Raw genomic sequence first — 13,279 nt, 5'->3', positions numbered from 1 at the left:
GTGAGGGGCAGACGGCGTATCCCGCAAGGCCGGATATCGTGCCATCCCGCCCGCCTTTCGCGCGCGTTGTATAGCGGCGAGGGGCGGGCGCGTCACGCCGCTTTAGCTGTTTTCACGACGGAATCGCGCTGGTGTGGCATTTTTCTCTGCCGCACCCTCGCGACTGGTGTCGCGGTTGCCGCCCCCGGTGTTTCTTGGGCTGCCGCGCGCCGCGATTTCGGCCACCAGGCTGGTTAGTCCGCCGATGCTGTTCAGCGCAAGCCCGCCATCGCCGCCGACCTCGCCGCGCGCCGATTCGGGCAGAACGGCGCGGCCAAAGCCCAGTTTCGCGGCCTCCTTCAATCGGGCGGCGGTCTGCGCCACCGGCCGGACCGCGCCCGAGAGCGAAATCTCGCCGAAATAGACCGCGTCTGTCGGTAACGGCGCGTTCACCAACGAGGACACCAGGGCGGCGGCCGCCGCGAGGTCGGCCGCGGGCTCCTGGATCCGCAGGCCTCCCGCCACGTTCAGATAGACGTCGTAGCCGGACAGTTTGACCCCGCAATGGGCCTCCAGCACCGCCAACACCATCGACAGCCGGCTCGGATCCCAACCCACCACGGCCCGCCGGGGGGTGCCGAGCGTGGTCGGCGCGACCAATGCCTGCAATTCCACCAGCACTGGGCGGGTACCTTCGATCCCGGCGAAAACTGCGGTTCCCGGGCTGCCCAGATCGCGTTCCGAGAGGAACAATTCCGAAGGGTTGGAGACCTCGCGAAGGCCTAGCCCCGTCATCTCGAACACGCCGATTTCATCGGTCGGGCCAAAACGATTCTTCATCGCGCGCAAAATGCGGAAATGTTGCGAGCCTTCGCCCTCGAACGACAGTACCGCGTCGACCATGTGCTCGACCACGCGGGGGCCTGCGATCTGGCCATCTTTGGTGACGTGCCCGACCAGAATGATCGCAGCACCGGTTTTCTTGGCGAAACGAATGAGCGCCTGCGCCGAGGCTCGGACCTGCGTCACCGTTCCCGGCGCCGACTCTACCGTGTCGGTCCACATGGTCTGGATCGAATCGATCACGATCAGGCGTGGCACCGCACCTTCTGACAGGGTCGAGACGATATCTTCCACCGAGGTTTCGGCGGCGAGCTGCACCGGCGCGTCCGCCAATCCGAGCCGCTCGGCACGCAGCCGCACCTGCGCCACGGCCTCTTCGCCCGAAATATAGACCGCGCGATGGCCCGCACGCGCCAGCATGCTGGTGGCCTGCGTGAGCAGTGTTGATTTTCCGATGCCGGGATCGCCGCCGACCAACAGCACCGAGCCGCGGACAAAGCCGCCGCCGGTGACACGATCGAGCTCAGTCATCCCGGAAGGCAAGCGGGGGGCGTCGTTGCTTTTTCCTGTCAGCGATTCCAGCGCAAACGTTCGGCCCTTGCGCCGGGAGCGGACCGAGACCGGCATCGAGGTCGCGCCGGTCGTGTCTTCCTCGGCAAGCGTGTTCCACTCGCCGCAGGAATCGCATTTGCCCTGCCAGCGATTATACGCCGCCCCGCAGTTCTGGCAGACGAAGGAGAGGGTGGATTTGGCCATCGAATGTGAGTCGCTGCTTCCTGTCGAGCACCGTGCATAACACGGTTAGGCCCGGAAGCACGAACGCGCAGCATCGATCGCGGCGACGCCGACCTTAAAGCGTGCTTCGGTGGGACTGCCTTGTCATAGAGCGACAGGCATGAGCGAGCCGTTGAACAGGACCGGACCTGACGGCTGCCCTGTCGTCGAGCCGCCCCTTGGCTCCAGGGTGACGGCGAGCGCCGCTTGGGCCAGCGCTTCGGCAGTGGCGTGCGGCAGCACGAGAGCCGTCGTTGTGCCGGGGCGCTCGCTCGGGAAAAGGCCAAGCGAGCGGCGCGTGCCATCCGGGGACACCAGCCAGACCTCAAGCACATTGCGGTTGAAATCACGGGGCGGCGTGAGGTTGAGCCGCAGCACCAGACGTCCGTCGGCAACGTCGAGATCCGCCGTCATCATCGGACGCTGATCCTTGTCGAGCAGCACTGCCACGTGCGTGGGTGGCGAGGTCACCAGGCCCTTCGTTGTGTCCTCGATGCGTGCAAGCCGCTCGTCGAGCGCCGCAATCTGCTCCGGCGCAACACTCTGCGGGAGCGAAACGACGTAGAGGAGTAAGGCCGCCGCCGTGGCCGCGGCCAGGGCCGTCGCGCTACGCCAGAAGCCGACGCTGTCCCACAGCCGATCGAACCAGCCTTCGCGTACCGGTGCTGCCGGTGCACGTGCCAGCGCGATCTGCCGGGCAATCTCGTTCCAGACATGCGCAGGCGGCTCCTCGGCCGGGACCGATTCGGCGAGGGGATTGAGCCTCTGCTCCCAGCGTTCCACGAGATCGCGCAGGTCGCGGTCGCCGGACAACAGCCGTTCGAAACGGCGGCGCTCGGCGCCGCTCAGCGTGCCGAGTACGTATTCGGCCGCCAGAAGGTCACGCGTTTCCGGATCGACGTAGTTCATCGCTCCAAACACCCCCTGAGCCGGATCAGGCTTCGCCGAACCCAACTCTTCACGGTGCCGAGTGGCACGCCCACATGGGCTGCCACCTCCTGGTACGTCATCCCCTCATAATATATCAGCTTGAGTGTATTGCGCGGCCCCTCCTCGAGTTTGTCAAGGCAGTCCTGCAGGCGGCGGGCATCGCGACTAAGCACCGCCTGATCGGCCGGACGCGATGCCGGGTCCTCGTGGTCCTCAATCGGTGCATCATCGAGTGGTGCCTCGCGCCCGCGCCGTCGTATGACATCGATGCACCGGTTCCGGACGATGCGGGCGAGCCAGGCCATCGCAGCACCGCGACTGGGATCGAAAGTGTGCGCATTGCGCCAAACGAGAACAAAGCAATCCTGTATGATTTCCTCGGCCGTTTCGCGACTCCTGAGAATACGCAGAGCGAGTCCGAATAGTTGCGGTGCCGTTCCCTTATAGAGGCTGTGCAGCGCAGTCTGATCGCCGCTGGCACAGGCCTGCAGCAGGGTCTCGGGACTCTGCGTCGTCTCCGCATCTGGGGCTGCCGGTCGGATGGATCGGCTGATCACCCGCTCATCAGAGCTCGGCACGAAGCTGACCGTCTTGATTTCCGGCATTTCGGCTCGTCGGATTCTTCTGCGCGAAGTCACATGCGACGGCATCTGCTTGCTCGCCCTTGTCGCCAGACCGCACCGCGCCCGCAGCGGGCGATCGGCAACGACTGCGCGGGTACGGTGCGAAGTCGACAGTAAGGTAGCGAGCGCGCCTGCTCTCATCGCCTTTAACCTTAGCACCAACTCGACGGACACTTAAGCCAACAAGTTGATCGTACACGACGCGGTTCCACGGAGGTGCGTGACAGGTTCCACGGACGTGCGTGAAAGTTGGGCCCGCGCATCTCCAAACTATCGGACAGCACGAGGCTGGCTCGGCAATCACGCGTGCCGCAACGCTTCGATCGGATCGAGCCGCGACGCGCGCAGCGCCGGAAACCAGCCGAAGAACACGCCGACGAATCCGGAAAACAGCACTGCGAGCACGATCCATTCCGGCTCAATCAGCAGAGGCCACTGGGCTAGGCTCGCGATTGCGCAGGCGGCGAGGATCCCGGTCAGAATGCCGATGGCGCCGCCAATGAGCGACAACGCGATTGCCTCGAACAAGAATTGTTTCAGGATATCACGTGGACGCGCGCCGATCGCGAGCCGCAGCCCGATCTCGCGCGTGCGCTCGGTCACCGACACCAGCATGATGTTCATGATGCCAATGCCGCCCACCGCGAGCGAGACCCCGGCGACGATCGCGAGCAGCAAGGCAAGCGTGCCCACGCTTTCCTCCTGCGTCGCCGCAATGTCGGCGAGGTTGCGGACCGTGAAGTCGTCGTCCTGCATCGGCTGCAGACGGTGACGCTGGCGTAGCAGCATCTTCACGTCGCTCTCCGCCGCGGCGAGGCTCTCCCCCTCGCGCACTTTGAGATAGAAAGAGTCGACCGAGCGCGAATTGGCTGCATTACGGCCGATCACCCGCTGGCGCGCCGTGTTGAGCGGCAGGAGCACGACATCATCCTGGTCGTGGCCCCAGGCGGATTGGCCCTTTCTTGCCATCACGCCGATCACGCGGAACGGCACGTTGCGCACCCGCAACTCCTGCCCGACCGGATCGAGCCCGCCATAGAGCGCGCGCGCCACGGACTGCCCAATCAACGCCACCTGCGCCCCGCGGGCGATCTCGTCCGGCGCGAACAGTCGACCCGATTCGACGTCCCATTCTCGCGCCTCGAACAGGCCAAGATCGACGCCGTAGACCAGACTCGACCAGTTGACGCCGGCAGCGATCAGTTGGGCATTTTCGCGAATGAATGGCGCGGCTACCTGCAGCAACGGCACTTCCCGCACGGCCGCCGCTGCATCCTCGTCGGTCAATGAGGAAGCGGAGCCCGAGCCGAGGCCCACGCCGAATTTGGTGATGCTACCCGGCATGACCACGAGCAGGTTGGTGCCGAGGCTGCGGAACTGCGCCGCGACCTGCTCGCGTCCACCGCTGCCAACCGCCACCATCGCTATCACGGCTGCAACGCCGATGATGATGCCAAGTATCGTCAGGGAGCTGCGCAGCTTGTGCAGCCGCAGCGCGTCGAACGCAGAGATGCCTGCATCAGCAAACGTCATGCTGCCGTCTCCACGAAGTCTGGCATGATCTCGACCGGGCTTGCGACCAGCTCGGCGGCAGCGTCGTCCGGGGGCTGTAGTATGTCACTCAGTACGCAACCGTCGCGGAAACGCACGAGGCGCGATGCAAACCGCGCCACCTCGGGTTCGTGGGTGACGACGACAACGGTCGTTCCTTCATTGTTCAGCTCCTGGAACAGCGCCATCAGCTCGAGCGAGGTGCGGCTGTCGAGCGCACCGGTCGGCTCATCGGCGAGCAATAGCCTTGGTGTGTTGACGAGTGCGCGGGCGATGGCGACGCGCTGTTGCTGGCCCCCCGAGAGCTGTGTCGGCTGATGATGCAGGCGCTCGGCGAGGCCAACGCGGGTGAGTGCGGCCGCGGCTTTGTCGCGTCGTCGCCTGCGCTCCTCCCCGGCGTAAATCGTCGCCAGTTCCACGTTTCCAAGCGCATCAAGACGCTCGAGCAGGTTGAACTGCTGAAACACGAAGCCGATCTTGCGGTTGCGCACGGCGGCGAGCGCATCGCGACTCATCGCCGACACTTCCTCGCCGCCGAGGCGGTAGCGGCCGGAGGTCGGCCGGTCGAGGCAGCCGATCACGTTCATGAATGTTGACTTTCCCGAGCCCGACGGCCCCATGATGGCGGTGAATTCGCCGGCCGCGACCGAAAGCGTCACCTCGCGCAGCGCATGCACGGCTTCGTCGCCGAGCCGATAGACGCGGGTGAGCTGCTCGGTCTCGATGAGGAACATGGGGTCCTCTCTACAAGCTGCCGGGTGGCGTGGTCTTCGCCTCGGCGGTGCGCGGTCCGCCGCCGATGATCACCTCGCGGCCGGGCTCGAGGCCCGATACGATCTCGGTTGCGGCTCCTTCGGTTGCGCCGATGCGGACCGTGACCCCTTGCGGCTTGCCGTCCGGCCCGACCACGAAGACACGCCCAGGCTGCGTGGCCCGATTGCGTTCGACGAGGGCGGCATTCGGCTCGCCGGAAAGATTGCTTCCTTGTGACTGCGAAACCTGTGCGCCGGAAACGTCGCTGGTCGGCGGGGGGCGCCAGCGCAAGGCGGCACTCGGGACCTGCACGGCCCCGTCGCGCCGGTCGGTTTCGATCCGCAGCGTGGCGGTCATTCCCGGCAGCAGCTCGAGACGCGGATTCTCGATCGAGACGATTGCCGTGTAGATCACCACGTTCTGTATGGTCTGCGACCCCAACCGCACCTGCTTGACGCTTCCCTCGAAGGTTCGCCCGGGAAAGGCGCCCACCGTGAACGTCGCGCGCTGGCCCGACTTGATACGGCCGACGTCGGCCTCGTCTATATTGGCGGATATCTCCATTTGGCGAAGATCGTCCGCTACCAGGAACAAGGTCGGCGACTGCAGCGCGGCCGCGACCGTCTGACCAAGCTCGACTTGACGCTGAACCACGACGCCGGAGACCGGCGAGCGGATGTCCGTGTTCCGGAGATCGACCTCGATCTGTCTGACCGTGGCCTCGCGCGCGGCGACCTGCGCGGCCGCGGCTGCAAGCTGCGCCTCTGCCACGCGCTGATCGGCCTCGAGGCCAACGAGCTGCGCCTTGGCGGATTTGAGCTGCGCTTTCACCGAGTCGAGGCTCGCACGCTGGGCATCGCGTGTCGTCCGGGCCGCATCGTGCGTTGCCTCGGCGGAGACGCCGCGCGCGCGCAGCTCGCTCTGGCGCTGGTAAGTGCGCTCGGCGTCGGCGAGCAGCGCTCCGTTGCGGGCGATCTGCGCTTCGATCTCTGCCTCGGCAGCTCGGGCCTTTTCCGTGTCCGCGCGCACGCGCTCGATCTGCGCTTTCTGCACCAGCTTCTTGGCGCGGGCCTGCTCGAGATCGGCGCGCGCCGCATCGAGCTTGGCGAGGATCTGGTCCGAATTGAGCCGCGCTACCACTTGCCCTGCCTTCACATTGGAATTGTAGTCGGCAAGGAGCTCGACGACCCGGCCCGAAAGCTGCGAGCCGACGATGACTGTCGTGGTCGGATTGATGGTGCCGCTCGCGTTCACCGTGGCAACGATTTCGCCTTCGTTTGCCTTGGCGAGTCGGTAGGACGGCTGGGCCGGCGCACCGCTCCAGTGCGGAAAGAAATGGAATGTGCCCGCGGTGGCAGCGGCGATGGCAAGCAGAGTGATCAGCAGGCGGCGCATCTGTGACGATCCCCTCCATTGCTCCAGTTGAGTGACGCGTGACGCGTGATGGGACGCGCGCTTGGCGACGGCGGCAGAGGCCGGCCGGCGGACGGCCTCTGCGTCTTGCTGCAAGCAATCAGAGCGGTATGTAATACAGAGGCACTGCCCTCCAGCTAAACCAGTGCGCCGACGCGCTATCGATGGCGGACACGGTCGCCAGAGCCAGGACGGCCACGGCGAGTGCAATGCGGAACTTATCCGGCATGATGCTCTCCTGTTTTCGCTCATGTGAGCGACGTTAGGTTGCTGTCATCGGAGCGGCGTGATTGTCGCTCCTGTCTGCCGGTACGAATTCAGGGTACGGTTCGGATGCAGGCCTCGCGCATTCGTGAGCTGGTTGCGCGGTAGAGCATGATCCGGAAAATGGAAACCGGTTTTCCCTTGGCTAACAAACGCGAAGCGTTTGCGCGGAGATCATGCTCGAACAATGCGATGAGATCATGATGCGATTCCATGTAATCGCATCATGATCTACGCAAGATCGCCTCGCCGCGGTAACCACGCGCACCATTGCTGCTATTTTTGGAACGGCGTCGCGACGGCTTCGTCCGGCCGCAAGCTTCGCGATGGTCGCGCCTGGCGAAACCTGCAGAGGTCGCCCGGCGGCGGGCGGCCTCTGCGTCTCGCTGCAAGCGCTCAGTACGGTATGCCATACAGAGGCACTGCGAACCAGCTCCAGTTAATGCCCGCCGACGCGCTATCGACGGCCGACACGGTCGCCAGCGCCAAGGTAGTCACGGCGAGTGCAATGCGGAACTTATCCGGCATGATGCTCTCCTGTTTTCGCTCATGCGAGCGACGTAGGTTGCTGTCATCGGAGCGGCGTGATTGTCGCTCCTGTCTGCCAGTACGAATTCAGCGTACGGTTCGGATGCGGGCCTCGCGCATTTGTGAGCTGGCTGCGGTCGCCTGGTGACGGTGATCTGCGCCTGCACCTTTTCGCGCTCGGTGTTCTCTTGTATCGCGCGCTTCAAGGCATCATGAGGTGACGTCGGCACACGTCCAGATGCCCACCGGTTGCTCGAGACCACGAATGATCTGCGCGGGCCGCTCGACAAGCGACGCGAAGTCGGCGCTCGAATGGTTCGATTCCGAGCGGGCCTGGCGCACCAGGTCGTCGCTGACGACGATGGCGCATCCGAATTCGCGGGTGAGGGCCTCGAGGCGGCTCGCCGCGTTCACGGTGGTGCCGATCACGGCGAATTCGAGCCGGTTGAGGCCGATATCTCCCAGCACGACCTGGCCATAGTGCAAGCCGACGCTGACCTGGATCGGCGGCTCGTTGCGGCCCTTCCGTTCTCTGTTCAGCTCAGCGATCGAGACGATCATTCCCCGCGCGCAACGCAAGGCGTTCAGCGCGTCGGAATCGCCGGCGAACGGCGTGCCGAACGTCGCCATCAAGCCATCGCCGAGGTATTTGTCGAGTGTTCCGCCGTGCTGGAACACTTGTCTTTCCATTTGTTCATGGAATTGCCGCAGCGTGTCGATGACCTCTTTCGGGTCTCGTCCATCGGCGTAGGCGGTGAATCCCACGATATCGGCGAACAACACCGCGACGTCTTGCGTGCGAACCCGCGTGAGCGGCTCGTCGTTGCCGGAGAGTTCATTGACGACATTTGGTGAAAAATAACGCGCCAAATTGGCGCGCTCGCGTTCGATCCCGGCGTGGCTGATCAGAAGCGCATTCGAACGGCGTACCGCCAACGCCAGGATCGCGGCCACGATGATGAACACCGTCACTTCCTGGAAACGGGCGCCGAAGCCGATCGACGAAGGATCGATGATCTCGAACATGCGGATATCTGCGCCAACAGCTTCCCTGACGCGCTGTGACAGCGCGGCATGGGTTTCGGGCTGCAGATAGGCCCAACCGACGGCAATGGCCCACAGGGCAGTGGTCCATCCGCCCATCGCGACAACCGTTCGCCACGAATAGGCGAGGGTGGCGGTGGCAAGGAAGATGAAGAAGTAGATGAAACTGTCGAACCGGAATTGCATTCCGATTGGCCAGTGCTCGGTGCTCCATGGATTGGGAACAACGCTGAGGAAGGTCAGCAGCGCGAGGTCGCAAATGATCAGGAAAACCTCTAGCGGGGAACGTCCGACCTTGCCGACTTTGAGCTGAGCCCAGCCGATCAGGGCAAATAAGCCCAGCATCAGCACGTAATAGACCACGTCCCAGTTCGGGTTGATGATCGGTAGGGTAACGGCAGTGACGGCCAGCGCGACCCAGCGCGCCCGGACGGCGAGCAGCAGGCCTTCACGCTTGCTCTCGACAAGGGCGGCTTCCGCAAATTTCAGGGTGTCTTGTCGAGCTTCGGTTCGTCCGGTTCGTTGGTCGCCGACATCGGCGAGATCAGCCGTTTCCGTCATCACACTCAAGACACATTCTCCCATGTCGAGAATCAGATCGCGCAAGGTGCACGCTGATTACCGACCAAATTGGCACGCCTGAAGGCCAACGGCTACATGGATGCGGAGCGCATTGCCGTCCACAGCAGGGTGAGACCGGCGGCCAGCATGATGCCGTCCATCAACAGCCGAAAGACATCGGGCTGAAGACGCAGCACGAAGCCTTTGGCGATGAAGGCGCCAAACATGAGGGAGGAGCCCGCAATCAGGCCCTTCAGCGCAATATCCGGCGTCAGCGCGCCGAAGCGTTCGAACGTGACCGACTTGCTCAGATAGAGCCCGAGCGAGCTTGCGGCCTCGGTGGCGAGGAAGGCACCTTTCGTCAGTCCGTAAAACAGAAACAGCGGCACGCTGAGCGGTCCGGTCGAAACCACGATGCCGGTGAGAAAGCCGATAACGGCGCCGCCGACCGCCAGATGCCAGAGGCGTGCCTTTAGCTGATGTCGGGCCAGCCAATGCCGAACCGGCACCATCGCGATGAGAAACAGGCCGATCGCGATGTCGACGGCATGTGAGGGCAGGGCGAGCAACGTCCGCGCGCCGAGGGCTGCGGCCGGGATGCCCGTAACCGAATAGGCGATGCAGGCGCGCCAGTCGACCTCGCGCCACCAGGCGAGAATGCGCGACAGGTTCGCCATCACCGCCGCGACCGCCATGATCGGCACCGCTTCTTTCGGCCCGTATTGATAGACCAACACCGGCATCAGCATGATCGACGAGCCGGTGCCGACAATGCCTGAGATGGTGCCGGCGAGCAGGCCGACAATGAGGACAAAAAGGAAGCCCACGCTGCAGTCTTTCGCGATTCCCTGATGCCGACATCATGGTGCCGGCAGCCTCGGGTTACGAGGCCTAAATATCACTCGGAAGGGAGCCGATCGTGCCGAAGGGAAGCTGCTATGCGATGACAGCAGAGCCGCCAGCTCACTCACACGCTAGGCGACGTAAAGCTCAATCGGGACGTCAAATCCCTTGAGCTGGAATGTCTTTGATTGGCTGTCTTTCATATCCGGTTGGGCGCGCTCGAAGACGGCCGCAGGTGCGGACAAGGACGCCGCAGCGCACACCTGCCGGCTGGCGGCGAGAGGCAAAGCTGCTAGGATCGCGCCAAAACATGCAGAACGGAGGATCGCCATGGACGCTGCGACGCCGGCAAATACGCAGACTGCAGACACGCATTCCCATCTGGTTCGACCCGACAGCATGGAATGGCAGAAGACCCGCTTTCCCGGCTGCGAGGCAAAGACGCTGCTGTTCGATCGCAAGACCGGCCTGATGACCGCGCTGATGCGGTTCGCGCCGGGTGCGGTGCTCCCCGACCACGAACACGTCAACATCGAGCAGACCTACGTCCTCGAAGGCTCGCTCGTCGACAAGGAAGGTCCGGCGCAGGGCATCGAATGCAAGGCCGGCGAGTTCATCTGGCGCGAAGAGGGTAGCCGCCACGTCGCGTGGTGTCCACAAGGCGGGCTGATGCTCGCAATCTTCCAGGTGCCGAACAAGTTCTTCGAGGCCGATGGCCGCGTCATCGATGCTGCGGGCGAAGACTGGGACGCGGCGTGGGGTCACACGCGAAAGGGCTGAGCGGGGCCATCCTGCCCGGATCAAGGCGACATTTACCATGGCGTCCGCCATTCCTTGCCATCTTTTAAGCCTTGTTTAGGGGCGGCTCGATACCGTGCAGGCAATTGCCGGTGCCGGAGATATCGATGTCGCTCTTCCAAGCTTCGGACCGAGTATCGTCTGCCGTCGATCCGCAGGCTACTAGCGTCCGGCTGATGCCGTTGCTCTACGGGCTGACGCTGTTCGTCTCGGCGCTGCTTCTCTTCTCGATCCAGCCGATGTTTGCAAAGATGGTGCTGCCCAAGCTCGGCGGCGCGCCGGCCGTGTGGTCGGTTGCGATGGTGTTCTTTCAAACCGTGCTGCTGGCGGGATATGCCTACGCCCATTTCCTGAACCGCCTGCTGCGGCCCGGCCGGGCGGCGATGGTCCATCTGCTGCTGGTCGGGATAACGGCGACGAACCTGCCGATCGCCGTCGCGCCAGGTTGGATAGCTCCGCCATCGGATGGAACGGCGCTGTGGCTGTTCGGATTGTTTGCGGTCTCGATCGGGCTTCCGTTCTTTACGCTATCGGCCAGTGCGCCGCTGCTGCAAAGCTGGTTTGCTGCAAGCGAGCACAGGCAGGCGAGCAACCCCTACGTTCTTTACGCAGCGTCCAATCTCGGCTCGTTTGCCGCGCTGTTCGCCTATCCCGCTATTATCGAGCCGATCCTGACGCTGAAGACGCAGACCACGGCCTGGTCCGTCGGATTTGCACTGTTTGCCGTGCTCTTGGTTATCGCCGGCTTGTTTGCTTCGCGTGCGGCGGCGGTCGACGCGCAGGCCGGTCCGCTTGATGAAGGTTGCGCGAGCGCTGGCGAACGAGTGCGTTGGGCCGCTCTGGCCGCGGTGCCTTCCGGCCTCGTCATCGCCGTCACCGCATATCTGACGACCGACATCGCCGCCGCTCCGTTCCTGTGGGTGGTCCCGCTGGCGATCTACCTGCTCACTTTCGTCGCCGTGTTCCGCGAAAGGCCGTGGATCGCGCATGCCAATGTCGTCTGGCTCGTTCCGTTCGCAGTGGCGCCGCTTGCCGTGAGCCTGATCGGCGGCGATAAGGTGTTCTGGGTGACGCTGATCATCCTCAATCTCGTCGCGTTCGCACTGCTGACGCTGACGTGCCACGGCGAGCTCTACGCGCGGCGTCCGGCCCCGCAACGGTTGACAGAATTTTACCTTTGCACCTCGTTCGGCGGCGTCATCGGTGGAGTGTTTGCGGGCCTGCTGGCGCCCCAGATATTCAGCGGCAACTATGAGTACCCAATCCTGATTGCGCTGGCGCTGTTGTGCATGCCTGGCGTCTTCACGAGCAGTATCAGCAAGGCGGTGGCTGAACTTTGGCCGTGGTTGCTGCTGAGCGCGGTCCTGGCGGCCGTCTCGTGCCTCACCGCCGTACAACTGCCTGCGACCCTGGAATTGCCATTTCAAGTCCTGCTCGCGCTAATGGCGGCAGCGATGCTGTTTCAACGGCAGCAGCCGATGCGCCTCTTCGGGCTTGTCGTCCTGAGTTTTGCCGTTACCGCTTTTTGGCGGCCGGGAATTGCGCCGATTGAGACGGCGCGCAGTTTCTTCGGCGTTCACAGGGTAGCCGAAATCGCCGACGGCAAGGCGCGCGCCCTCTATCATGGCACCACAATCCATGGCGCTCAACGATTGCGCAACGAGGATGGCGCGGCAGTCGACGGGGCGCCCACGCCATTGACCTATTATTATCCGGAGGGCGCGTTGGCCGACGCGATCCGAGCCGCGCGCGCCGCCCATGACGGCTTCGAGCACGTCGCCATCGTCGGGCTCGGCACGGGATCGTTGGCCTGCCACCGCAAGGCCGGAGAGCGCTGGGCGTTCTTCGAGATCGATCCGGAAGTTATCCGCATGGCACGGGATCCAAATCTCTTCACGTTCCTGTCGAAATGCGCGCCGGACGCACCCGTCGTTGCCGGAGATGCGCGCCTGACGCTGGAAGCGTCACCCGATCGCTATGACTTGATCGTTCTGGACGCCTTTTCGTCTGACAGCATTCCGGTGCATCTGCTGACGCGCGAGGCGCTCGCAGGTTATCTCTCGAAGCTTTCCGGCCGCGGCGTGATCATCGCGCATATTTCCAACCGCCACCTCGATCTCGCGCCAGTGGTGGCCAATGTCGCCCGGTCCCAGGGGCTGGTTAGCTTTCTTCGCGAGGATGACCGCGCTGGAGATTTCATGACGACGTTCGCGGCCAATGCCCGGGTCGTCGTGATGGCGCGCGACGCCGGCGATACCGGACGTGTCGCGGGTAGCTGGACGCCCTTACCCCCTGACCAGACAAGTGCGCTATGGACCGACGACTATTCCAACATTCTCGGCATCATGTTGCGCAAGAAGTTTGGCGGGTAGGCG

The 13,279-nt window shown here is 63.9% G+C and carries 11 protein-coding genes; 2 read left to right on the top strand and 9 right to left on the bottom strand.

Going from position 1 to position 13,279, the window contains the following annotated elements:
- Positions 1-102 precede the first annotated feature (102 nt).
- The 9 genes from radA to V1292_RS28170 all read right to left on the bottom strand — a co-directional run bounded on the left by radA (position 103) and on the right by V1292_RS28170 (position 10,090).
- Entirely contained in the window at positions 103-1,578 is a 1,476-nt protein-coding gene (radA, locus tag V1292_RS28210) for a DNA repair protein RadA (RefSeq protein WP_334375856.1), read from the bottom strand.
- Positions 1,579-1,701: 123 nt separating this feature from the next.
- Complete coding sequence (locus V1292_RS28205) at positions 1,702-2,505, bottom strand: anti-sigma factor (protein ID WP_334375855.1); 804 nt, start codon at positions 2,503-2,505, stop codon at positions 1,702-1,704.
- Positions 2,502-3,131: an RNA polymerase sigma factor gene (locus tag V1292_RS28200; RefSeq protein WP_334375854.1), complete on the bottom strand. Its 630-nt coding sequence runs from the start codon at positions 3,129-3,131 to the stop codon at positions 2,502-2,504. The genes V1292_RS28205 and V1292_RS28200 overlap by 4 nt, the downstream gene beginning before the upstream one ends.
- A 318-nt stretch (positions 3,132-3,449) precedes the next feature.
- Positions 3,450-4,682: an ABC transporter permease gene (locus tag V1292_RS28195; protein ID WP_334375853.1), complete on the bottom strand. Its 1,233-nt coding sequence runs from the start codon at positions 4,680-4,682 to the stop codon at positions 3,450-3,452.
- Complete coding sequence (locus V1292_RS28190; protein WP_334375852.1) at positions 4,679-5,434, bottom strand: ABC transporter ATP-binding protein; 756 nt, start codon at positions 5,432-5,434, stop codon at positions 4,679-4,681. The genes V1292_RS28195 and V1292_RS28190 overlap by 4 nt, the downstream gene beginning before the upstream one ends.
- Positions 5,435-5,444: 10 nt before the next feature.
- Positions 5,445-6,848 (bottom strand): efflux RND transporter periplasmic adaptor subunit, encoded by a 1,404-nt coding sequence (locus tag V1292_RS28185; RefSeq protein ID WP_334375851.1) that lies wholly within the window; start codon positions 6,846-6,848, stop codon positions 5,445-5,447.
- Positions 6,849-7,526: 678 nt separating this feature from the next.
- Positions 7,527-7,658 (bottom strand): hypothetical protein, encoded by a 132-nt coding sequence (locus V1292_RS28180; RefSeq protein WP_334375850.1) that lies wholly within the window; start codon positions 7,656-7,658, stop codon positions 7,527-7,529.
- A 210-nt stretch (positions 7,659-7,868) separates the two neighbouring features.
- Positions 7,869-9,263 carry an adenylate/guanylate cyclase domain-containing protein gene (locus tag V1292_RS28175; RefSeq protein ID WP_334377192.1) on the bottom strand — a complete coding sequence of 465 codons (1,395 nt, stop codon included), beginning with the start codon at positions 9,261-9,263 and terminating at the stop codon, positions 7,869-7,871.
- A gap of 92 nt (positions 9,264-9,355) precedes the next feature.
- Positions 9,356-10,090 carry a sulfite exporter TauE/SafE family protein gene (locus V1292_RS28170; RefSeq protein WP_334375849.1) on the bottom strand — a complete coding sequence of 245 codons (735 nt, stop codon included), beginning with the start codon at positions 10,088-10,090 and terminating at the stop codon, positions 9,356-9,358.
- 346 nt (positions 10,091-10,436) lie between these two features.
- Between V1292_RS28170 and V1292_RS28165 the strand changes: the two genes are divergently transcribed.
- Together V1292_RS28165 and V1292_RS28160 are read left to right on the top strand one after the other, a co-directional pair.
- Entirely contained in the window at positions 10,437-10,886 is a 450-nt protein-coding gene (locus V1292_RS28165) for a cupin domain-containing protein (RefSeq protein WP_334375848.1), read from the top strand.
- Positions 10,887-11,011: 125 nt separating this feature from the next.
- Positions 11,012-13,276 carry a spermidine synthase gene (locus V1292_RS28160; protein WP_334375847.1) on the top strand — a complete coding sequence of 755 codons (2,265 nt, stop codon included), beginning with the start codon at positions 11,012-11,014 and terminating at the stop codon, positions 13,274-13,276.
- The last annotated feature ends 3 nt before the right edge of the window (positions 13,277-13,279 follow it).

Source organism: Bradyrhizobium sp. AZCC 1719 (assembly GCF_036924525.1).
Classification (GTDB): Bacteria; Pseudomonadota; Alphaproteobacteria; order Rhizobiales; family Xanthobacteraceae; genus Bradyrhizobium.
The sequence above is the reverse complement of the archived record's forward strand: the minus strand, read 5'-3'. Positions and strand labels throughout refer to the sequence as shown.